Raw genomic sequence first — 22,891 nt, 5'->3', positions numbered from 1 at the left:
GTTGATGAAGCTCAATCTCTGCGTCATTACAACTCTCTGTGCTGCTCATGTACATAATTCGTACACTGCGCTGCTCGTTCCTTGTATTCCTTGATCTTGAACTCCCTCAACTCCAAATTTAAATTTGACTTTGATGAAGCTCAATCTCTGCGTCATTACAACTCTCTGTGCTGCTCATGTACATAATTCGTACACTGCGCTGCTCGTTCCTTGTATTCCTTAATCTTGAACTCCCTCAACTCCAAATTTAAATCTGACTTCGGGGGGAGCAATCTTGGCGTCACCATAGCTTATTTAAAGTGTTTATTTGGAATGTAGAAGGAAAAAATCGCTCCTCCATCTACTGCATTCTTAACGTCATAAAGGAAGTTATGTTTTGTTAGAATTTCCTTATTAATAGCTAGACCTAGTCCCATGCCACCGCTTTGAGAGTTCTTAGTGTATCTATCCCAGATGAGATTTATTAAATCATCATCTATTCCAGGACCATTATCTTCTATAGATATCTTAATATAATTATTTGATGAACTTTCTCCATGAGCTGTTCCAAGAATAACATCAGAGTTAACATGATAAATTCTGAGTGTTATATAACTATCATTGGGTGTAACTATAGCACTATTACTTAAGAAATTTACCATACATCTATGAAGTTGGTGTTCATCAATAAATATTTTTTTGTCAGAAATTTCATCAGAATACAGTACATTTAGAGAAATATTCTTTTCATTTAAAAATATAGTAAAATCTTTTTCTATTGAGCTAATAAACTCAGATATATTCACCCATTTACGATTCAGTGGATATTCTAAACTTTGTAATTTAGATAGATGCATAATATTAGATACCATTTTATTTAATCTATCTACTTGAACTATTGAACTATTAGAATATGCCTTAACCCCATCTTTATCTAATAGATCGTCATATATTGCCTCATTACAATTTCTTATTATACTGAGCGGAGTTTTAAAATCATGAGAGACATTAGCTATAAATTCTCGTTGTAATTTATCTTTAAGGCTAAGTTGATTTTTCATATGTTCCATTGCATAAGATAGATCTTCAAGTTCATCATTTGTATTTTCTAGAGTTAATGAAAATGAACTATAAGCTCCAGAAGCTATGGCTTCCGCATTCTTTTTTAAATTAAGAACAGGAGTAGTAAATTTTTTTCCAAGAAGTATTGCCATTGGTATTGATATGATAATTCCAATTAGAAATATTATTCCCAGAATTAAATATATTATTTTTAAATAATTATCAACATAAATCTTACTTCTAAATACATATAGGTCTCCATAGGTGGTTGGTTTCTTATAATATAGATAAACTGTTCCGTTTGGGTGTTGGGTAGTACCTTTATCCTCTAATGTTGAATAATCAAAATGTGAGAAAAAATTATTTGAACGACCATTCATTCCATGCATCATACCCTTATTCTGAGTTGACCATATTTCTTCATGAGTTAAACTATCCACTAAAACTCCTTTGAAATCGTTGTTTTTATATTGATAACCTGTGAGATAGCTGCCTAGAATGGTATTACTTTCAGCTGAAAGGGTAGAATACTGTTGACTAATATACAATTTTGATAAGAAGAGTGAACTTAATATAAAGCATATCAAGACTATACATGATATTGTTATAAGAAAATATTTTAAGAACTTCTTAGTAATCCTACTCATTTGTTTCACTCCATTCAAATTTATATCCAATCTTCCATATTGTTTTAAGGTTACTTTTGCATAAAGAAACTTTTTCTCGTAGTTTCTTTATATGGGTATCAACTGTACGAGTATCTCCATAGAAATCATATCCCCATACCTCATTTAAAAGTTTGTCTCTAGAGAAGACAATATTAATATTTCTGCAAAGAAATACTAATAGGTTATATTCCTTAGGGGTGAACGGTATAGTTTCATTATTAACTGTCACCACATGTGTCTGTTCATTAATTTTAAGTGTTCCAAGTGATATTAAATTATTTTTCTCAGTTTCTTTTAAAGAATTGATAGAAGATATTCTTAATTTTACCCTTAAAACAAGCTCTCTCATACTTAAGGGTTTAGTCATGTAATCGTCTGCGCCTAATTCCAATCCAAAAACTCTATCGTCTTCTTCCACTCTAGCTGTTGTTATAATTACAGGAGTATCTCCTTGGGATTTGATTTTTCTAAGTAGACTCCAACCATCTTTACCAGGCATCATAATATCTAAAATTACAAGATCAAATGTATCTTCATTTAAAAGTTTCTCACCATCAGTACCATTGTAAGCAGTAATGCACTCATATCCTTCTTTAGATAAATAAAGACACATGACTTGGGATAATTGCTTCTCATCTTCAACTATCAGTATTTTTTTCATAGGGAATCCACCTTACAGATATATTTTTCTTCATTCTAAAAAAATTCTTAGTAATTTCTTTATATATCAATTATAACGTTTAAATGTGATGAAAATGTGAAAAATCTAATTCTGATAAGATAGAATAATTTTTAAACGAAATATAGTTGACAAGGAAACAAAAATAGTACAAAATAGTTTACAAGGAAACAAAAAAGTATAAGGAGTGATAATATGATAGATATAACCCTAAAAATAGATAAAGATCATGAGGTTTGGAAGTGGTTAAAATCGCAAGAAAATAAACTTGTAAACGCAGGACATGTAGGTACTCACATAGATGTGTATAAAAAGAGTAATGTCCCTATAGATTATTTTAAAACTACAGGCGTTTTAATTGATTGCACAAATTATGATTTGGATCAAGAAATAGGAATGGAAGTCTTAAAAGATATACAAATAGAAGAGAATTACTTTGTAATATTCAAAACTAATATCCAAATTAGTTATCCATATGGAAGTAAGGTATATGTAAATCAACACCATGTGCTTAGCTGGGAACTAATAACTTATTTACTTGAAAAAAAAGTATGTTTTATTGGCATTGATTGTGCAGGAATTCGTAAAGGTAAGGAACATTTTCAAGCAGATGTAATGTCAGAAGAAAATACTACTTATGTTATAGAAAACTTAGATTTAAGTAAATTAAATATTGAAATGGGTGAAAAATTTAATGTGTACACTATGTGGATAGAAAATCCATTTGCAACTGGATTAGCTACCAGAGTTTTAGTTGATGTAGGGTAATGGGGGAAAAGAATATGAAGAATAAGTTAATGATAAACAAATTAATGGAAATCTTTCAACTCTTCACAGAATACAATGAGAAAGCCTTTTTAGATAATTATTGGGGTTTGAACATAAATGAAGTGCATGCTATTGATTATGTTGGTAGAACTGAGCGGGCTAACGTTACAAAGATTACAGCCTATTTAAAAGTAACTAAAGGTGCAGTTACTAAAATAACAAAAAAGTTGATAGCAAAAGAATATGTAACTTCTTATCAAACTGAAGAAAATAAGAAGGAAAAGTATTTCAGCCTTACAAAAAAAGGTGAAGAGATTTTTTTAAAACACGAAAAGCTACACTTGGAAGCAATGAAAAGTGATGAGATGCTATTTGAAAACTTTGATGAAAGTGAAAAAAAAGTTATATCTAGATTTCTAGACATCTTAAAAAAAGACTTTGATGAAAAAATGGAGTAGTAAATCACTTACATATAGTGATGCAAGTGATTTAGTGCCTAGAAAATAATCAAAATAACTTTGCAATCGGACATGTTTATTTTTTCAACAGCCTGAGGAGATAGTTTTTTCTATCTCCTGGAGTTTGTTATCAAACTTAAAAATATTTTTCCATAACTACAAATTCTGTTTCTTCAGTATCTGAGATGCTAAGTTTAGCAGAATATTCTTTAACTTTTTCAAAGCCTACATTTTCATATGCTTTGATAGCTCTCTCATTAAATTTAACAACAAATAATTCTATACTTTCAAGGTTATATTTTATCTTAGCAAAATCTAAAAAAGATTGTATAAGTTCTCTTCCCATACCTTTTCCAGTTAAGCTTGGTCTCATTTGAACTGCAAAATTAATTTTTTCTTTAATGTAGATCTCGAAGTGTGCTACTAATTCATTTTTATCATTACAAACTGAAAATGCGTTTTCATCTTCTGGCAAACTTTTTATCCAGTTTATTTTCCCCTGAGTTCTATCATTGTCATAAAGAGAATAAATCCCTTCATATTTCCAGGTTAAGATATCTTCAACATCTTTAATGTTTACTTTTCTAAAATCGTAGTTCATGTTTATGCCCTCTTTTCAAGTTAGTTTTAAAAGCGTTTAGATAGATATAAATTATATACTATCTAATAATATATCTTAACATAAATAAGATTATATTCAAAATTATACCATAGAATTGTTGCTAAAATCGTGTTTAGTTAACTATGTATTTGACTTGTCTAATTATCGTTTTAAATGAAATTTATGAACCATCCCTACCTTGTTTAACATGAATTCATGAACTGTCCCCATAATTAATAACAAGGGCGCATCACTATGAATATAATATTATAACAAGCGCGTGGAATGCGCCGTATAAACTGAAGATGATAAAGGAGAGAAAAAAAGTGAATAAGTGTTGTAAGGAGAACAGATATACAAGGAATCGTCATAATGATTTGTACGATGATTGTGAGGAATTAGAATATACAAGGTCAACTGATAATTTTGATCGTGAAAGAGGTTATTCAAATAATAGATGTAGCAAAGCTAAAAAGTGGGGTTGTGGAAAGGAAAACGTTTATAAAAAAGAGGTTCAGTTTTGGACTGGATGCTCCATACAGCATATAGAACTATTGATTGGATCAAATGGAGTATTCGGAGTGGTTTTAAGTAGGAAAGTTGAGAAGGTTCTAGAGGAAGTTAACAATGAGTTTTGTCATATAATTGAACTATTAGGATGCTATAAAAGTGATGCAGCAAAAATAGTGAAACAGTTCTTAAAAGTCAATGCCTGTTTCATAAAGGTTCTAAATAGAATAATGTTCGAGGAGTATTTAGGAGCTTCAGAATTATTTGAAGTGGTAAATCATTTTATGATAGAACAAATTTATGCAGCAAGAGTATTTGTTGATAAAAAAAGATCGCCACAATACAAAGCAAAACGTAATGTATTAGGACCTGATTTTTATGTTAAGGAAGGGTTTGGAGAAAGTAAATTGGAAAGGGCATATAATATATTTTATTTTTGGAATATAATAAGCGCACAACATGCTTCAATATTAGAAAATATCATAACCTATAACAACTGTGATGTTCCTAGAAAATTCTATTGCGGTTTCGATAATTTTAAAAAAGCTTATATCTCTCTTAATAGAAAATTTGGAGAGTATTTTGAAACAATGAGTATAATAAAGCTCAAGAGCATAGGGACAGATATGCTGAATGCAAATATGGAATTTTTGAGTTTTTTATACAGTTTGACCCCTTTAGAAATAGGTACATTCCTTCCAAGGGATACTCCCGAGGCATTCTTCGATTTCAAGGAGCATGTAATAGAAGAACAGGAGTATATCTGCGAGGGTTTAAAACGTTGGATCTATACTTTATAAAGATATTGGGAAAGGGTAAAGGGAAGTTGGGAGATGACAGTGGAGAGTGGAGAACGTTGGACAATAATGTGTTTACTCGTTTCATTTTAATGAAACATTCTACGTTCTTAACTCTCAACTCATCATTTGTAACTTGATTTTACAGCTTTTTCATTAGTGCACGTATCACGTGCTTTTTTTGCGACTATTTCGGCGTCTCTAAGACTCTTTGTGCCGTTCATGTACATAATTCGTACACTACGTTGCTCGCTTGATCTTGGGCTTTTTCAATGCCTGAAATTCTTAAGATGGAAAACAAAGTTAAATTTTATATTTAAAAAGGTTCCATATTTACATGAAAGATGATATTATATAAGTATAAGAAAATGATAATCAATATCAATTGAAAAAACGAGGTGATCAAATGAGTGAAATTATTAATATAATTCTAGGTAGTGCAGAAGATGCTTTTATACAAGTAAGTGTTTTTGTTGGAGCGGTACTACTTCTTTTCGGATATATAAATTATAAACAATCAGGAAAATTTATTGAAAGCATAGAGAATTCAAAGAAATTCCAACCTATTATTGGTGCTGTTTTAGGTTTGACACCAGGATGTGGGGGAGCAATTTTTATTATGCCATTGTACGTTAAGGGGAAGATAACTTATGGAACTTTAATTGCGACACTTATTGCTACAATGGGAGATTCAGCATTTGTTCTGATTTCAACATCTCCGTTGACATACCTATTAATTTCAATCATTTCCTTTATTGTTGCAGTTCCAACAGGCTACTTGATTGATCGTATGGGAATAGCGCCTAAAGTAGCAATTACTAAGTCTAAAAAGGCTAAAGAGTTAAGAGAAAAGGGCAAAAAAGTGATAAATCAAAGTAATTATTTTCATTATGGCCATAATGAAGGCGATGAGATTCACAATATTCTTCATAAAGAGATAAAAGGGCATCAAAAGGAAAGTTCACTTGGTTATTATATAACCCATAAAGGTTTCTTAGTCTATTGGATAGTCTTATTTTTAGGATTAATCTTAGGAATAATGGCTCTTTTCCAAGTAGATATAAATGGATTACAAATAAAGAGTTTAGGTGCTATTATTGGTGTTTCGGGAACTGCTGTTTCAATATTCATGATGATTATGAGTAGAAAGTTTATTGGAGATGATACTCATGAGGAGAGTGAAATTAAGGTTAGTTCATTGAAAGAAACATTTATTCATTGTGCTACAGAAACTGCGTTTGTTGCTACTTGGGTATTCTTTGCTTATTTAATATATGAGTTTTCAATATTAATATTAGGTGGAGGAGTCTACAGTGTAGGTGTGGGGATGCTTGCAAAGGTAATGACTACTGCAGGATTATTGGCTGTTTTAGTAGGAGCCCTTATTGGAATAATTCCTGGTTGTGGACCACAAGTTATTTTTGTAACATTGTATTCAAAAGGAATGATTCCATTTGCAGCATTAATAGCTAATGCAATTTCACAAGATGGAGATGCATTGTTTCCACTGTTGGCAATGGACAAGAAGGCCTCACTATGGGCTACAATAATAACAACAATACCAGCTTTGTTAGTTGGATTATTAATATTTTTTATAGAGATGTTTATATAGATAAGTCCAAGCTGCAGATGTTGAAAGTGATGAATATATGTAGCTTGGACTTTTATTGCGCGAATATGTTAAAAGTCATAGGTGTAGGTAAGTATTTTATGTTCAACAACATTAGAATTTTTAAAGTATATCACAAGATAATCTGTCTCAGAATGCATAACACCATCTATGGATTTGCCCAAGTAATATACTAAATACTTTTTATTAGAATCTTTAGGTATACTTACAGAAACGTCTTCATAAGGTGTTTGTTTGCCGAGAAGTTCTAATATTTCCTTTTTATCTTTTCCAATTAGCTTGTTTTTTTCAAGCATATCATCTACCATTAAGAATCTTGCTGTAACTCTTTTCTGCCACTTATTTGAGGTAAAGGTTGAATAGATAGCTTTTTCACCTGCAAAAACAATTGTAGGAGTTGCACATACTAATATAAATAATAGCATTAAGGCTATACTTCTTTTAATTTTGTTTTTACATATACAAAAGATGGCGTAAATAAATATGGGGAATTGAGTAAAAAAACAAATAAAACATATAACGTTAGTAATTACGCACCACTGAAGTGGGAATAAAATAGTTAAAGCAAAATATAGTGGTACAAATAAAATGTATCCAAATACTATCAGGATAACAATAATAGTTTTTAATAATTCTTTATAATTAATTTTCAGTTTTCCCATTATATACTCCAATTGTATTTTTTATAACATGATATCATCATAGCGTTTTGATTTCAAGATATTTCAAAAGATTGAATAAAATATAGGATTGTAGTTTTGAAATATTTATTTGAATTAATTGTCCTGTTTTAATATGGATATAAATATATTAGAAAAGGTTTAGGGTTATTGATAATTTTTAGAAAATTATTGAGAGTGGTATTAATAATTTGTATATAGAAGTAATTGAAAAATATAAAAAAAGTAATTGAAAATATGAGTAATATGAATTTTCTGAAAACTATCCACAATCAATGGACTAAAATTGATAGTTATACACAAAAGTAGATAGTAATTATTTGTAAATGTGGATTAATTCTGGAAATGAAGGGGATTATCCACATTTTATTTTCGAAAATTTAGTCTTATGTGGATAGACTTAGTATTTATACACAAATACTATAAATATGTGATTCTCAAAAAAGGCATAGAATTAAGATACTATAGAATTCATCTTTGTGCAAGTAAATAAAAGGAAATTACATAATAGTTAAATAAGTCGAAATAATGCGAAATAATGAGATATAATATTTATATGGGAGGTGATTTTATTAATTTGATTAAGAATCTTGTTAACAATCTAGGATATATATTTCTTATAGCCTTTATAATTACAAGATTGGGGATATTCAAAAGGACAATTGTTAAAGAAAAATTTAAGAAAAGTGATATGTTACTTTTATCTATGGTATTTGGATGTTTTGGAATACTTGGAACGTATATTGGAACAGAAATTAATGGTGCAATTGCCAACACAAGAATGATTGGAGTTGTAACGGGAGGTATTCTTTGTGGACCCTTTGTTGGGATTATAAGTGGAATTATTGCAGGAACACATCGGTTATTTATGAATGTTGGAAGTGCAACAGCGCTCCCTTGTGCGATTGCAACAATAATAGCGGGGTTCTTTTCAGGATTTATATATAAGATATTTAATAACAAAAATAAGGTGTTATACGGCTTTGTATGTGGAATAATAATGGAGAGCATTGAGATGCTTATGATATTCATTATGGTAAATCCAAAGGGGGTAGCATTAGCCATAATAAAGCATATATATATTCCCATGGCATTTACAAATGCTTTTGGTATAGCACTACTCATAGCATTGGTAAATAGCATAATAAGAGAGAAGGAAGAGATTGCAGCTAAACAATCACAGATTGCATTGGAGATAGCAAATAAAACACTTCCATATTTCAGAGATATAAACGAGCATACATATGAAAATATTTGCTCAATAATAAAGGAATACACTGATACAGATGCTGTAGCAATTACTGATAAGGAGAAAATATTGGCTCATGTTGGAGCTGCATCCGATCATCATATAAAAGGGGAACATTTTAAAACCAAAGCCACAAAAAATGTATTGGCTACTGGAGAAATTTTGGAATTAAAAAATAAGAAAGAGATAAATTGTTCATTTGATAAATGTCCACTTAAATCAGCAATTATTGCTCCATTGAAGGATGGAGAGGAGATTATAGGGACATTAAAGATATATTATGTTAAGGAGAATAGGATATCCCATACAAATAGAAGTCTAGTGTTGGGACTTTCACAGCTTATTTCAACTCAACTTGAGATAAGTAAACTAAGCAAGCTTCAAGAAATGGCAAACAAAGCAGAAATTAAAGCTTTGCAGTCACAGATAAATCCACACTTTCTATTTAACGCTTTAAACACAATTGTATCATTTGTGAGAATGAGTCCAGATAGGGCTAGAGAACTTATTATAAACCTATCCACATACATGAGATATAACATTGAGAATGTTATGAACTTGTCTGATATATATAAGGAACTTGAGCAGGTGAATGCATATGTTGAGATTGAGAAAGCTCGATTTGGAGATAAACTTAATGTTGAATATCACATAGATGATGATGTGAATGTTAAGATACCTAGTTTGATTATTCAACCTATAGTTGAGAATTCCATTAAACATGGCATTATGAAAAATGGAAATAGTGGAACAGTGAGCATAAAGGTGAATAATGTTTCAGATGATAAAGTAGAAGTAATAGTACAGGATGATGGAATTGGAATACCCGAAGAAGTAATCCGTAGAGTGTATTCTGGCAATGTTCAGCAGAATAAGATAGGAATTTCTAATGTTCATAATAGATTAAAGTATATTTATGGAGAAGGACTTAACATTGAAAGGCTTGAGAAAGGCACAAGAATAAGTTTTATTCTAAAGCGGGAGGAGGAGCTATAATGAATAGCATTATAATAGATGATGAGTTTCCATCAAGGGAGGAACTAAAATTTTTTATTGAAAAATTCTCCTCAATAAAGATACTTGGGGAATTTGAGAGTCCTATTGAAGCTCTTGCATTTCTTGATAAGGTGAAGGTTGATGTTGTATTTCTAGATATAAATATGCCTAATATTGATGGTATGACTCTTGGAAAAATAATTTCAAATAAGAGTAAAGAAATCAAAATTGTATTCATAACAGCACATAAGCAATATGCTGTAGAAGCTTTTGAACTTGAAGCCTTTGATTATATTTTAAAACCTTATTCAAAAGAGAGGATAGTAAATCTTCTAAAAAAACTTGAAAGCTTTGATGGTAAAGGAGTAATTGGTGATATTCTTTCAGTTTGGAAGGGGGAAAAGATTGTCATACTGAAGTGTGAGAATATATGCTATTGTGAAGCTGTAGAAGGACATACAATTGTGCATACCTCTGAAGATGAATATGTTGTTAATAGTAGTTTATCTCAGTTATATAAGAAACTTGAGGAAGGACAATTCTACAGAACACATAGAGCTTTTATTGTGAATATGAGAAAAATTGAGGAAATAACACCTTGGTTCAACAATACATTTATGTTAAGGCTAACTGGGATAGATAAGGAAATTCCCGTTAGTAGAAATAATATAAGTGAATTTAAGCATCTCATGGGCATATAGTAACACTTTATTCACAAATTTAATCATTTCATAGAAAAATTAAAAGATTCCTACTCTTTTTCCCTATAATTAAGATATCAAAGAGGTTCCAATACGAAAATTAATTTATACTTGTATCAAAATCACCATGGTTCAAGGTGTTTTGTACATGTATAAATTATCATTTGAGTTGGAAACTCTATATGTTGGGGATCGGACTTAAGAAATCTGATCATAACATTGGAGGGTTCCTATACATAATAAAACTAGGGGGGTAAAGCATATGGTATCATTTATCTTATCTATTATTGCACTTATTCTAGGTTATTTGATTTATGGTAAGATTGTTGAAAAAGCTTTCGGTGCTGATGAGAATAGAAAGACACCGGCAGTGAGACTTGAGGATGGAGTAGATTTCGTTCCAATGTCAAATTGGAAGATATTCCTCATACAATTTCTAAATATTGCAGGGTTAGGGCCAATCTTTGGTGCTATAGCAGGGGCACTTTGGGGGCCAGTATCATTTATATGGATTGTTTTAGGGTGTATTTTCGCAGGAGCAGTACATGATTACTTCTCAGGAATGTTATCAGTAAGACATGATGGAGCAAGTATACCAGAGGTAGTTGGTATTCAATTAGGTAATGGATTTAAACAGTTTATGAGAGTATTCTCAGTTATTCTGCTTATATTAGTTGGAGTTGTCTTTGTTAAAGGACCAGCAAGTATACTAAATGGGTTAACTGGAGTTAATGTTACAGTATTACTTTTAATTATATTTGCATATTACCTTATTGCAACTATAGTTCCAGTGGACAAGTTAATCGGTAAAATTTATCCTATATTCGGAATATGTTTATTAATAATGGCAGTAGGAATTGGATTCAGTTTATTTTTTAATGGATATGAAATACCAGAGGTTTATAATAACTTTGGAAACATGCATTCAAATGCATTACAAAATCCAATTTTCCCATTCCTTTTCATAACAATAGCATGTGGAGCAATATCAGGATTCCATGCTACACAATCACCTTTAATGGCTAGATGTATTACTAATGAGAAACAAGGAAGACAGATATTCTATGGTTCAATGATTGCTGAAGGAATTGTAGCACTAATATGGGCAGCAGCAGCTATGAGTTTCTTTGGAGGAGTTAATGGACTAGCATCAACAATGGCAGAAGGGCATAATGCAGCTTGGGTTGTAAATGAAGTAAGTAATGGAATGTTAGGTAAAGTAGGTGGATTCCTTGCGATACTAGGAGTTGTAGCTTGTCCTATAACTTCAGGAGATACTGCATTTAGAAGTGCAAGATTAACAATTGCAGATTCATTCAAATTTAAGCAAAAAACATTAGTAAATAGATTTATGATAGCAATACCAATGTTTGTTATCGGATATATCTTAACTTTAGTTGATTTCGGTATAATCTGGAGATACTTTGGATGGAGTAACCAGACATTAGCAACTATAGTATTATGGACAGCTGCAATGTACCTGGCAAGAGAAGGAAAGAACTTCTGGATGGCTGCAGTTCCAGCTACCTTCATGACAGCAGTTTGTACAACATTCATATTGGTATCAAAAATTGGATTCGGAGTATCAATCAGTATAGCTACCCCAGTAGGTGTAGTAGCAGCAGTACTAGCTTTGATTATATTCATCAATGCTACAAAGAAGATAAAATAAAAAAGCTTCAAAAATATTGAAAAATAGAATGGATAATGTAGGTTCTGACTTTTGTCAGAACCTACATTTTTTTGTAAGGCAAACAACAGGGGGGAGGATCTCCATTCTACATTTATTTTAGCGCACATAGCGTGCTTTTTTTATATTGTCCTCTGGTATGAACTATAGTATTTATTGAGATAATATCTTATGATACATCTTTGTATCCCAAGCCAGATTTAACCTCTTGTATATTACAATACAATACATAATATGAAGATATATTCCTAAATGTTACAATAATATCCCGATGAAAATTAATTTATAAAAAAATTAGAATTCGGGTACAAGATTTTACAAAAAAAGACAAAGGAAAGTGATATACTTATTTAGGTGTATAAAAATAAATATTTAATTATAATAGAGGGATGTCATGGAGTTAAAAAAAAGTAAAAAAAGATGTGCTATATGCATATTAATATTTGGAATATTGTGTTATTTAATGGGGAATGTAATTAGGATAAAAATAGTAGATAAAACTTCCCACAAAATGGATGAAATGTTTTCTCTAATAAGTGACAATATTATCAAAGATATTGAAGTAATATATGATAATGAACGCTATGGTTTAAATACATATAAGGTGGAATTTGATTATCATGGGAAAGGACAAGACAAGCTTAATGAACAAGAATATATGATTACCTGGATATACTTAGAAAATAAAAACAGAAAAAGGAACTCAGAAGAAGCAGGTGAAAGGTTTTGTATTGAGGTTCCTATAGAAAAATCAGATGAAGAAGAATATACATTGGATTATAGTTGGATGAAAGAGAAGAGAGAAAAAATAACTGGAGAAGTAGAACTTTTTTCGGAGATAATTAACAATATTGAAAATATATTTTATAAAAATATTATTGGACAAGATTATGATTTCAATAATGATTTAAAATTGAAAAATAAATTGAAAATTTCAATGGATGAGAAGATGATTGAAGGGGTAACGATGGAGTCAGAAGTTATAGATGGGGCAGATAAGGTTAAATTTATAGCAGAAATGTATGAAAAAAAAGACATTGGATTCAGTAAAGTTGATATTAAAATTAATATTCAATAAGGCGTATGAAAATAAATAACAAGTCAAAGATGCGACGTATATTTTGTGGCAGACGAAGAGTTGGGTTCCGCTGATAGTTTCGCTATCAGTGGGTTCCAAGGATGAAGTATGCCACAAAATAGACTAGTATACAGAAAGAAATTTACCTTATGATTCTTGATATAGAAAATAGTGAAGGTTCAACACTTTTTCTATATCAAGATATAAATGATAATTTCTTTCTGTATAACTGACTAGTTATTTATTTGAATATGCCTAAGGCGTATGAAAATAACAATAGAGAGGAATTAAAAATGCTGAAGCGATTTAAAAAAATCAAAGTATTCGTTATAATGATTGTAATTTTTATACTATGCTGTGTTTCAATACAACCAATAGATGATTTTATTCAAAGAAAAAGTAAAATGAAATATAATAATATTATATTAGATGTAATCAATAAAAAACTTGGTAATATTAATTTTAAGGTAAAAGGTGAAGAGGGGAGTTATTCTGTAGAGTTTAAAGATATTGAATTTATATCAGATTATAATCAAATAATAAAGTTCATGAAAGGTGAGGTCAAAGTAAGTTATGTGTTCAAGTATTCAGAATTACTAACTGAAAGTGACCCCTTTGAGTTAGTAATTCCAATTATAAGAGATAATCGGAATGATGAGTTTTCTATAGAAGACTATAATAAATCTGAACAAGTGGAAATAACAACAAAAATATTAGAAGGATTCTTAGGATATAAATTTGAGCAATTTCATAACAAGTCTAAAAAAGATGATTCCATAGGGAAAAAAGAAATTGTAAGTGAAATGGTATATGATTATACTGATATGAAGTATGATAGATTTGGAATGATAATTGATGGAAGTAAGATTGGATTTCATGCAAAGCAGAGGAACTCTTTATGTGGTATGACATTCAGTGGGGAATATAATAAATATTTGAATGGGGAAGAAGATAGCATAGATATTGAAATTAAAGAATATACAGGTCAATTAAGGCCATTATGGTCAGTTGATTATGAAAATGTAGAAGATGTTAAAGTTTTTGAAAATGGAAAGTATGAGCGTGCTATAGTGGATAAAGGAATGATACAGCGAATATTTACTCTTATAAATGAATTTAAGTATGAACAGATAAATTCATCAAAAATGCAAAAACTAATTGAAGATAATCATTATTCACTAATTTTCAATGATGGAATGTTTGATTATTATGTTGTAGTAGGGAGAAAAGGAATAGTAATTATTAATGACCAGAGTGCAGCATCGGAAGAAGCATCGCATGATTTGGAATTCTTTCTAAAGATGGAAATTTAGTTTCATGGGGAAAAATATAAATCACTTTTTAAAATAATTAAAAACAGCGCATCCTATTAGATGGGCTGTTTTTATTATTTGACTTAGAATAGGAAAAATTAAAAATATAGGAATATTTTACGCAAAAATACGCTGATTTTTTGTAGAAAACACAAAAAAAGATTAGGAATTTGTAGAAAAATACTAATTGTTAAGTTGATTAATAAAAAGATGTAAAATTTCATTGAGAAATGAATAACTATACATTAATATATAAATATAGACATAAAATTTAGAACTGAAATTAATTAGATTTAATTACACAACTCGGGGGGACAAGATGATTTATATTGGAGTGATATATTCTATAATAGCTATTATGCTTATTTTTATAATGGTATCTTTAACAAATAAAGAGTGCACTTCATTAAAAAAAGTATACTTAATGATGATTGCATGTTTATTCATTTGGATAAGCGCTGATGCAGTTAATTTTTTTATTTCTAGAACATCTATGAAATTATTTATATATAAATTTAAATATATAGGTGTTTTACCCTTGCCAAATTTACTTATGATTTTGGCTATGAAATACTGTACTAAAAAGAAGAGAATAAAACCAAAATTGCTTAAACTAACGTGGATTGTACCAATAATTTCATTTGTTGTAATTATTACAAATTCATATCATAATTTATTTTGGAAATCTTTATATGTAGCTGAATTACATAATGGGATTAGTGTAATGACAGAGTATGGGGTTGCATTTTGGATATTTGTTGCAATAGCGTATGTATTTTTGTTTATTAGTATTTTAATATTAATTTCATGTTATTTTAATCTTCCAAAGTATTATAGAGGACAAACAATATTAATTATAACTGCAATGATTCCAGTAATAGTGGCAAATGTTATTTCTATTTTTGAAATAATAAATTTGGAATATGATATTACAGCTTTAGGGCTTATACCGTGTACTATAATATATCGATACATATTGTTTGACACTATTATTCCACAAGTAATACCTAAGTCAAGAGAGATAATTATAGATAGTCTAAAAAATATAATATTTGTTATTGAAAAAGATGGTAAAATTATTGATTCAAATGATATGGCCAGAAAAGTTTTTGGAAAATATGAAATAAATATTAAATTTGGGAAGTTTGAAAAAGTGTTTGAAGAGCTTTTAGTAAAAGCAAACGCAACAATGCATAAGAAAAATGATCATGTTGAGATAAGAGTTATGATAGATGATAGAGAATATTACTTTGTTAAGAATGAATCTCTTATATATGATAAGGGAGAAGTTATAGGAAAGGTAATATTTTTCAATGATATTTCCTATATGAAGATTACTATGAACAAATTAGAGATAATGGCAAAACAAGATATGCTTACAGGTCTTTTTAATAGATTGTACTTTGATGAACAAGTTAGTAAGATAGGAAACCTAGATATTGAAGATAAGCTACCTATTGCAATAATAAAAGGGGATATTAATAGCATTAAGATGATAAATGATGTTCTTGGGAAGAAAATGGGAGACAAGCTAATCGTAAAGATGGCAGGTATAATTAAAGATATAGTTCCTGAAAATTCATTTGTAGCAAGAGTTGGTGGAGATGAATTTGGTATAATATTATTTAATACAAAAGAAGAATTGGTAATTAAGATGATTAAAGGAATAAAAAAGAGATGTGAAGATGAAGGTGAGGGAATTAATAACCTTAGCATATGTTTGGGATATAGTATTATGGAGAATGAAGATAAATCTATAGACAAGCATCTTGAGTACGCGGATAATTGTATGTATAGAAAAAAGATGATGGAGAGTAAAAGTGCTAGAAGCTCTATTATCGATTCCTTAAAAATTGCATTAGAACAGAGTAATTACGAAACAAAAGAACATGCAGAGAGAACGAGGGAACTTGCTAGTAAACTTGCTAAAAAAATTGGAATCAAGGAAAATAGATTAAGTGATATAGAGATGTTAGCGCTTCTTCACGATATAGGTAAGCTTGCTGTACCTGATAGTATATTGATGAAACCAGAGAAGTTAACTGATGAGGAGTTTGAAGTAATAAAAACCCATTCACAGAAGGGTTATGAAATTGCAGTATCATCTCCTAATTTAATAAATATTGCAGAGGGAATACTTCACCATCATGAGCGATGGGATGGAAGAGGTTATCCAGAGGGATTAAAAGGGGAAGAAATACCTATTGAATCTAGAATAATAACAATAGTAGATTCTTATGATGTTATGACAAATGATAGACCATATCATAACGCCATGCCAAAGGAGAAGGCAATAGAGGAGCTTCTTAGATGTAAAGGGAGTCAGTTTGATCCGGAATTAGTGGATTTAATGATAGAGATGTTAGAAAAACAATAATGTAGTATGTAATTTTGATATTAGATACTAAATAAGGTAGTCCATGTGGGGACTACCTTATTTAATGTATTTTTGTAAAAAGAAAACTACAAAGTGATATTATTAATATAAAAATCCTAACAATATTACCTGATTGCGGATTTACGGCTGTTAGTATTATACCAACGAAAATCATAATTATCATTAGTTATTAATTATATTACAATTATCGAAATAAATTAAGATAAATATAGGAGCTCTATCTCTGTAACCTTTGAATTTAGTATTTACAAAAGGAATTACACTGTCTAGTAGCATGTTTATAGTTCAAAAAAAGACAAACGTGCATTTGTATAAAATGATTTAGTTAGGCAATAATTAATTAAAGAGTTTCAAAAAATATATATTTTGAATGCATCATCCTAAGATAGGATAAAGCTTCTAGGGATATGTATAAGGTAACAATTAAATATATACCCAATATACACTGTTGGAAAGAGAGTAGCTTGGACTGTATAATAAATATTAGAGATAAATAAGAAAATGAGATTACAATAAAGAATTTTCATGAAAGGGAAAATATAATGATTAGAGAAGAATTAAGGAGTAACCTTAAAAAATATTTTGGTTATGATGAATTTCGAAAAGGTCAGTTAGATATTATTGAAAATATATTAAATGGAAAAGACATATTAGGAATTATGCCAACAGGTGCAGGTAAATCAATATGCTTTCAGCTTCCTGCATTGATGCTAGAAGGAGTAACAATAGTAATATCTCCTCTTATATCACTTATGAAGGATCAAGTAGATGGTCTTAATCATATGGGAATTAGGACTACATTTATAAATAGTACATTAAATGAGAGAGAAGTTGAAGCCAGATTTCAGGAAATAATATATGGACATTACAAACTGGTTTATATAGCTCCAGAAAGATTGAAGTCACAGAAATTCATTGAGTTGATGTACACAGTGAATGTTTCTATGGTAGCCATAGATGAGGCACATTGTGTATCTCAATGGGGACATGATTTTAGATCAAGTTATAGATATATTAAAGACTTCATAAGTTCTTTTGAGGAGAGGCCAACTGTATGTGCATTCACTGCTACTGCAACAGATAGGGTTAAAGAGGATATAATAAACCTTTTAAGATTGAGAGAGCCATACACATTGACAACAGGATTTGATAGAGAAAATCTAAAATTTCAAGTTGAGAAATGTGATGATAAAAAAGAATATATTCTTAACTATATAAGAGCAAATAAAGACCATACAGGAATAGTGTACGCATCTACTAGAAAGGATTGTGAATATCTTTATACGTTTCTTTCTAAGAATGATATTAAGGTGGCCTTGTATCATGGGGGATTAAGTGAAGAAAGTAGAAGTAGTGCACAGGATGATTTTTCTTTTGATAATGTAGATATAATGGTAGCAACTAATGCATTTGGTATGGGTATAGATAAATCAAATGTTAGATTCGTAATACATTACAATATTCCTAAAAATATTGAAGCATATTATCAAGAGGCTGGAAGAGCAGGAAGAGATGGAGAAGATAGTGAATGTATCTTAATCTTTGACCCAAAGGACATAAATGTCCAGAGTTTCTTCATAGATAATAGTAATCTTCCAGAGAACTTAAAAACAATGGAATATGAAAAACTTAGAAATATGATTGATTATTCTAATACGACTAGGTGTCTGAGAAAATATATACTAGAGTATTTTGGTGAATCTGTTGAGTATGAAGAGTGTGGTAACTGTAGCAGTTGTCACGGAGATTACGAGGTTCATGATATAACAATAGAGGCTCAAAAAATATTTTCTTGTGTATACAGATCTAAGGAATTATATGGTGCAGGGGTAATAGCTGAAACTCTTAAAGGATCTAGAAATAAGAAGATTATAAGCAATGGATTAAACCAGATAAGTACTTATGGACTTATGAGAGATCAAACTATTAAGAAGATATCAATGCTTATTAATAAATTAACAGCAGATGGATATTTAGACGTTACAAAAAGCAGATATCCTGTACTCAGGTTAAACAATAAATCTATAGATATCTTAAAATCAAAAGAAAAGTTGCTGATTAAGCTACCTATTGTTAAAGATACTATTATTGAAAATGATATATTCTTTAATGAACTTAAGGACTTAAGAAAGAATATAGCTGATAATGAGAAGGTTCCACCATATTTAATCTTCTCAGATGCAGCATTGAGAGATATGTCTATAATATATCCTCGAAATGAGATGGAGTTCCTTATGGTAAAGGGAGTTGGAGAGCAGAAACTGAAAAGTTATGGAGAACAATTTATTGAAGCAACCTTAAAATATATTGAAGAAAAAAATGTTAGTGATGAAGAGATAAATAACAATAGAATTATAAATAATAGAGTGATGAATAGTAACAAGAATGAGGCTAAAATAGAGAATAAAAAAAGTGTTAAAACAGTCACTAATAGTAAATCCGATAAAATAAAGAGCTTTGAGATCACATATGAGATGTATAAAGAAGGTAAGAGTATAGAAGAGATTTGTAAAGAGCGAGAGATAAAACAAATTTCGGTTGAAGGTCATATAGTTAAAGCATTTAGTGAAGGATATGATCTTACAATTGATGAATTTGTACCTGAAAAATATGTATCTTTGATTGAGGAAAAAATAAATGAGATGGATTCTGAACTATTAAGACCAATAAAAGAAGAGCTACCAGAAGAGGTAGAATATTTTTGGATTAAACTTATAAAAGAGGCTTTAAAGATAAAATAATGTTTTAGGGGGAGTTACGTGATGTTTACTATTAAAATTATTTTTTCAATAGGTATGGTGGTTATAGCGGGAATCTTATTGTACAATAATAAAAAAACAAAAGCTAGACTTGGAACTAATATGTATCAAGGTAAGGTTAAAACAAAAAGCACTGTTAAACTTTTGTTTGGGGTAGTGCTTGCATTAGTAGCACTAACTGCTATTATAGGTGCGGTTAAATCAGGATTAAATGATGGAACTGTCTTTAGTATGTCACTATGCTTTTATATATGTTGTCTTTTATACATGGAACATAACAATTTCATTATTTCGAGAAGTGGGATAATGTATAATAATTTGGCGGTAAGTTGGGAGCATGTTGAGAGTTATGAGTGGAATGATAATAAATTAAATATTGTTCTAAGAATACCATCTAGATTAACACATGGAGTTGTAACAGTAGAGAATAAACAGAAAAAAGAGATTGATAGGCTTTTAAAAAAATACATGAAAAAGTAGAGAATAATAATTAATTATATAAAATCAGTTCATTATGATAATGAGCTGATTTTTTTATTTTGGTTTGATTAAAGAGGAAAGGTAAGGTATAATAAAAAAGTAGAACACGAAAGATTTTTTTAAATCATAACCGAATGTTCGCAAACTCGTTTTAAGGAGGAGAATTTATGGTTTATGATGTTATTATTGTAGGTGCTGGACCAGCAGGGATTTTTACAGCTCTTGAATTGGTGAGAAATAATTCTGAGAAAAAGATCCTTTTAGTTGAAAAGGGAAGAAGTATTGATAAGAGGTATTGTCCTAAAGAGAAAACAAAAAAATGTGTTTCTTGTAAACCTTATTGTCATATAACAACAGGATTTTCAGGAGCAGGAGCTTTTTCAGACGGAAAGCTATCGCTGAGCTATGAGGTTGGAGGAGATCTTCCAGAATTGATCGGTAATGAATTTGTTCAGGAATACATTGATTATACAGATAAAATTTATATAGAATATGGCGCAGATACGAAGATTGAGGGAATTGGAAATAATGAAGAGATTAAAGAAATTAGAAGGAAATCCATTGAAGCAGGATTGAAATTAGTGGATTGTCCAATAAGACATTTAGGTACTGAGAAGGCTCAAGAGATTTATTATAGTATACAGAAAACTCTTATAGAAAAAGGAGTTGATGTAATATTTGAGCATGGTGTTAAAGATATAATAATTGAAGATGGAGTTATAAAAGGAATAGATGTAGAAGATTTAAGAAGTAGTGAGAAAAAGGTATTTGAAGGAGAAAAAGTAATAGTTTCAACAGGAAGAAAAGGTGCTGATTGGCTTAAAAGTATGTGCATTAAACATGATATTGACCACCAAGCAAGTACTGTTGATATTGGGGTAAGGGTAGAAGTTAGAAATGAAGTTATGGAAAGAGTAAATAATGTTCTTTATGAGTCAAAGCTTATAGGATATCCAGAACCATTCAGAAACAAGGTGAGAACTTTCTGTCAAAATCCAGGAGGATTCGTTAGTCAGGAGAATTATGATAATGATTTAGCAGTGGTGAATGGACATTCTTATAAAGAGAAGAAATCCAACAACACAAATTTAGCTATATTGAGCTCTCACAATTTTTCTGAACCTTTCAATAGGCCAATAGAATATGGTAAGAAGGTTGCAGAATTAGTTAATATGCTTGGAGATGGAAAAATATTAGCCCAAAGATATGGAGATATACTTGATGGGAAACGAACTTGGCAACATGAGTTAACACAGTCAAATTTAAAGCCAACACTTCCAGATGTAGTTGCAGGTGATATCACATCAGCAATTCCATATAGAACAATGTTAAATATACTAAACTTTATAAAAGCTATGAATACTGTTGTTCCAGGATTTGCTAGTAGAGAGACATTACTTTATGGTCCAGAAATAAAATTCTATAGTAATAAGATAAAGATTACAGAGAATTTTGAGACTAATATTAAAGGATTACATTGTCTTGGAGATTCAAGTGGATGGACTAGAGGACTTATGATGGCATCTGTAATGGGTGTTCTTATGGGAAGAAAGATAATTGAGGAAAGTGAAAATAGATAGGTAAGATAAGGAAAAGATGAGGACGGTTCATAAATGTGCAAGGGGCGAAGGATAGTACAAGCGGTACCTTGCAATGCTTGTACTATATATTCGTGGAGAAGACTTTCGTGCGCTTTAAGCTGAAAGTCTTCTTTTTCTTTTAAAGAAAGTTTTCTGTGCTGGTATAACATTTGTTGGTGTTATTTTACCATGTATTTTAGAAACGTTTTTGATCTTCATTGTTGGATCGTATATATCGTATTTCTCAAGTATATTTTCGAAAATCTTAAATTCTTTTTTCTTGATAACAACTTCGATTTTATAACGTCTATCTCCGTGGTTACCCCTTACTGGATAGTTGTTTACAGTATATCCAACAGTTCTTAAAGATTCAGATACAGCTATCATCTTATCTTTATTTGATAAGAAAAGATCAATCTCAATTATTCCTAATGCTAATTTATCGTCAACTTTACCTCCGATAAATACTCCCATACTTTTACCTAGTGCGAATGCTAATGTATAGTGAATACCCACCGAGCTAGTTACTTTAGATACTATAGTAGCAAATATCATCGCATCAACGAATACTACTAAATATACAGGGTTCATGATTTTTTTAGAAATCAATAGTGTTTTTAATGTTCCAAGAACATTAGTAAAGGCAGTTATTAAAAATAAAGTTGCCAGTTCAAAAATTAATGTCATAGTATATTCCTCCTTTGGAATTTATTTTTTTATTGTTCATATGAAGTTATATATTATTTAACACTCTTATTATAGGGTTTTATTACGAAAATTAATTTATCACGTCCCAAAATCTCGGCGCATCATCG

18 protein-coding genes are annotated in these 22,891 nt (G+C 30.1%); 13 read left to right on the top strand and 5 right to left on the bottom strand.

The genetic code is table 11. The features are described from left to right. Window positions 1-290: 290 nt before the first annotated feature. Both KDK92_RS05510 and KDK92_RS05505 read right to left on the bottom strand, forming a co-directional pair. Window positions 291-1,688, bottom strand: coding sequence for a HAMP domain-containing sensor histidine kinase (locus KDK92_RS05510; protein WP_250858126.1), 1,398 nt, complete (start codon window positions 1,686-1,688; stop codon window positions 291-293). Then, complete coding sequence (locus KDK92_RS05505) at window positions 1,681-2,370, bottom strand: response regulator transcription factor (protein WP_250858125.1); 690 nt, start codon at window positions 2,368-2,370, stop codon at window positions 1,681-1,683. Before KDK92_RS05505 ends, KDK92_RS05510 begins: the two co-directional genes overlap by 8 nt. 213 nt (window positions 2,371-2,583) lie before the next feature. Here KDK92_RS05505 and KDK92_RS05500 point away from each other — a divergent pair, with 213 nt between their 5' ends. Together KDK92_RS05500 and KDK92_RS05495 are read left to right on the top strand one after the other, a co-directional pair. Continuing rightward, the gene (locus KDK92_RS05500) at window positions 2,584-3,156 is read left to right on the top strand and encodes a cyclase family protein (protein WP_250858124.1); all 573 of its coding nucleotides are present in this window, start codon (window positions 2,584-2,586) and stop codon (window positions 3,154-3,156) included. Window positions 3,157-3,170: 14 nt separating this feature from the next. Beyond that, entirely contained in the window at window positions 3,171-3,614 is a 444-nt protein-coding gene (locus tag KDK92_RS05495) for a MarR family transcriptional regulator (protein WP_250858122.1), read from the top strand. 136 nt (window positions 3,615-3,750) lie between these two features. Here the strand turns inward: KDK92_RS05495 and KDK92_RS05490 are convergent, their stop codons facing one another. Continuing rightward, a complete protein-coding gene (locus KDK92_RS05490; protein WP_250858120.1) occupies window positions 3,751-4,215 on the bottom strand; it encodes a GNAT family N-acetyltransferase in 465 nt (154 codons plus the stop codon). A 326-nt stretch (window positions 4,216-4,541) separates the two neighbouring features. Between KDK92_RS05490 and KDK92_RS05485 the strand changes: the two genes are divergently transcribed. Together KDK92_RS05485 and KDK92_RS05480 are read left to right on the top strand one after the other, a co-directional pair. After that, on the top strand, window positions 4,542-5,525 hold the full coding sequence (locus tag KDK92_RS05485; protein WP_250858118.1) for a hypothetical protein: 984 nt from the start codon (window positions 4,542-4,544) through the stop codon (window positions 5,523-5,525). A gap of 403 nt (window positions 5,526-5,928) precedes the next feature. Further along, window positions 5,929-7,134 carry a putative manganese transporter gene (locus KDK92_RS05480; RefSeq protein WP_250858116.1) on the top strand — a complete coding sequence of 402 codons (1,206 nt, stop codon included), beginning with the start codon at window positions 5,929-5,931 and terminating at the stop codon, window positions 7,132-7,134. A 68-nt stretch (window positions 7,135-7,202) separates the two neighbouring features. Here KDK92_RS05480 and KDK92_RS05475 read toward each other — a convergent pair whose 3' ends face one another. Next, window positions 7,203-7,577 (bottom strand): hypothetical protein, encoded by a 375-nt coding sequence (locus KDK92_RS05475; protein ID WP_250858114.1) that lies wholly within the window; start codon window positions 7,575-7,577, stop codon window positions 7,203-7,205. A gap of 832 nt (window positions 7,578-8,409) precedes the next feature. On the opposite strand from KDK92_RS05475, the gene KDK92_RS05470 reads away from it, so the two are divergent. The 9 genes from KDK92_RS05470 to KDK92_RS05430 all read left to right on the top strand — a co-directional run bounded on the left by KDK92_RS05470 (window position 8,410) and on the right by KDK92_RS05430 (window position 22,076). Further along, window positions 8,410-10,077, top strand: a complete 1,668-nt coding sequence (locus KDK92_RS05470; RefSeq protein WP_250858113.1) for a sensor histidine kinase — start codon at window positions 8,410-8,412, stop codon at window positions 10,075-10,077. Next, window positions 10,077-10,778 carry a LytR/AlgR family response regulator transcription factor gene (locus tag KDK92_RS05465; protein ID WP_250858112.1) on the top strand — a complete coding sequence of 234 codons (702 nt, stop codon included), beginning with the start codon at window positions 10,077-10,079 and terminating at the stop codon, window positions 10,776-10,778. The genes KDK92_RS05470 and KDK92_RS05465 overlap by 1 nt, the downstream gene beginning before the upstream one ends. A gap of 262 nt (window positions 10,779-11,040) precedes the next feature. Continuing rightward, the gene (locus KDK92_RS05460) at window positions 11,041-12,450 is read left to right on the top strand and encodes a carbon starvation CstA family protein (protein ID WP_250858110.1); all 1,410 of its coding nucleotides are present in this window, start codon (window positions 11,041-11,043) and stop codon (window positions 12,448-12,450) included. A gap of 412 nt (window positions 12,451-12,862) precedes the next feature. Continuing rightward, window positions 12,863-13,546, top strand: a complete 684-nt coding sequence (locus KDK92_RS05455) for a hypothetical protein (protein ID WP_250858109.1) — start codon at window positions 12,863-12,865, stop codon at window positions 13,544-13,546. A 251-nt stretch (window positions 13,547-13,797) separates the two neighbouring features. Continuing rightward, window positions 13,798-14,859, top strand: coding sequence for a hypothetical protein (locus KDK92_RS05450; RefSeq protein WP_250858108.1), 1,062 nt, complete (start codon window positions 13,798-13,800; stop codon window positions 14,857-14,859). A gap of 319 nt (window positions 14,860-15,178) precedes the next feature. Then, a complete protein-coding gene (locus tag KDK92_RS05445) occupies window positions 15,179-17,236 on the top strand; it encodes an HD domain-containing phosphohydrolase (RefSeq protein WP_250858106.1) in 2,058 nt (685 codons plus the stop codon). A 566-nt stretch (window positions 17,237-17,802) separates the two neighbouring features. Then, window positions 17,803-19,998, top strand: a complete 2,196-nt coding sequence (recQ, locus tag KDK92_RS05440) for a DNA helicase RecQ (RefSeq protein WP_420852327.1) — start codon at window positions 17,803-17,805, stop codon at window positions 19,996-19,998. A gap of 21 nt (window positions 19,999-20,019) precedes the next feature. Then, window positions 20,020-20,496 (top strand): DUF5673 domain-containing protein, encoded by a 477-nt coding sequence (locus KDK92_RS05435; RefSeq protein WP_250858102.1) that lies wholly within the window; start codon window positions 20,020-20,022, stop codon window positions 20,494-20,496. 167 nt (window positions 20,497-20,663) lie between these two features. Continuing rightward, window positions 20,664-22,076 carry an NAD(P)/FAD-dependent oxidoreductase gene (locus KDK92_RS05430; protein WP_250858101.1) on the top strand — a complete coding sequence of 471 codons (1,413 nt, stop codon included), beginning with the start codon at window positions 20,664-20,666 and terminating at the stop codon, window positions 22,074-22,076. A gap of 114 nt (window positions 22,077-22,190) precedes the next feature. On the opposite strand, the gene KDK92_RS05425 is transcribed toward KDK92_RS05430, so the two are convergent. Continuing rightward, on the bottom strand, window positions 22,191-22,763 hold the full coding sequence (locus KDK92_RS05425) for a DUF5698 domain-containing protein (protein WP_250858100.1): 573 nt from the start codon (window positions 22,761-22,763) through the stop codon (window positions 22,191-22,193). Between the last annotated feature and the right edge of the window lie 128 nt (window positions 22,764-22,891).

The organism is Oceanirhabdus seepicola, assembly GCF_023684385.1.
Taxonomy (GTDB): domain Bacteria; phylum Bacillota; class Clostridia; order Clostridiales; family Clostridiaceae; genus Oceanirhabdus; species Oceanirhabdus seepicola.
Note: the sequence above shows the minus strand (reverse complement) of the source record. Positions and strands in the feature narration are given on the sequence as shown.

Coding starts and splice junctions, on each gene's coding strand:
- KDK92_RS05510 (WP_250858126.1), bottom strand. CDS start 1,688: ATGAGTAGGATTACTAAGAAGTTCTTAAAATATTTTCTTATAACAATA.
- KDK92_RS05505 (WP_250858125.1), bottom strand. CDS start 2,370: ATGAAAAAAATACTGATAGTTGAAGATGAGAAGCAATTATCCCAAGTC.
- KDK92_RS05500 (WP_250858124.1), top strand. CDS start 2,584: ATGATAGATATAACCCTAAAAATAGATAAAGATCATGAGGTTTGGAAG.
- KDK92_RS05495 (WP_250858122.1), top strand. CDS start 3,171: ATGAAGAATAAGTTAATGATAAACAAATTAATGGAAATCTTTCAACTC.
- KDK92_RS05490 (WP_250858120.1), bottom strand. CDS start 4,215: ATGAACTACGATTTTAGAAAAGTAAACATTAAAGATGTTGAAGATATC.
- KDK92_RS05480 (WP_250858116.1), top strand. CDS start 5,929: ATGAGTGAAATTATTAATATAATTCTAGGTAGTGCAGAAGATGCTTTT.
- KDK92_RS05475 (WP_250858114.1), bottom strand. CDS start 7,577: ATGCTATTATTTATATTAGTATGTGCAACTCCTACAATTGTTTTTGCA.
- KDK92_RS05465 (WP_250858112.1), top strand. CDS start 10,077: ATGAATAGCATTATAATAGATGATGAGTTTCCATCAAGGGAGGAACTA.
- KDK92_RS05460 (WP_250858110.1), top strand. CDS start 11,041: ATGGTATCATTTATCTTATCTATTATTGCACTTATTCTAGGTTATTTG.
- KDK92_RS05455 (WP_250858109.1), top strand. CDS start 12,863: ATGGAGTTAAAAAAAAGTAAAAAAAGATGTGCTATATGCATATTAATA.
- KDK92_RS05450 (WP_250858108.1), top strand. CDS start 13,798: ATGCCTAAGGCGTATGAAAATAACAATAGAGAGGAATTAAAAATGCTG.
- KDK92_RS05445 (WP_250858106.1), top strand. CDS start 15,179: ATGATTTATATTGGAGTGATATATTCTATAATAGCTATTATGCTTATT.
- KDK92_RS05435 (WP_250858102.1), top strand. CDS start 20,020: ATGTTTACTATTAAAATTATTTTTTCAATAGGTATGGTGGTTATAGCG.
- KDK92_RS05430 (WP_250858101.1), top strand. CDS start 20,664: ATGGTTTATGATGTTATTATTGTAGGTGCTGGACCAGCAGGGATTTTT.
- KDK92_RS05425 (WP_250858100.1), bottom strand. CDS start 22,763: ATGACATTAATTTTTGAACTGGCAACTTTATTTTTAATAACTGCCTTT.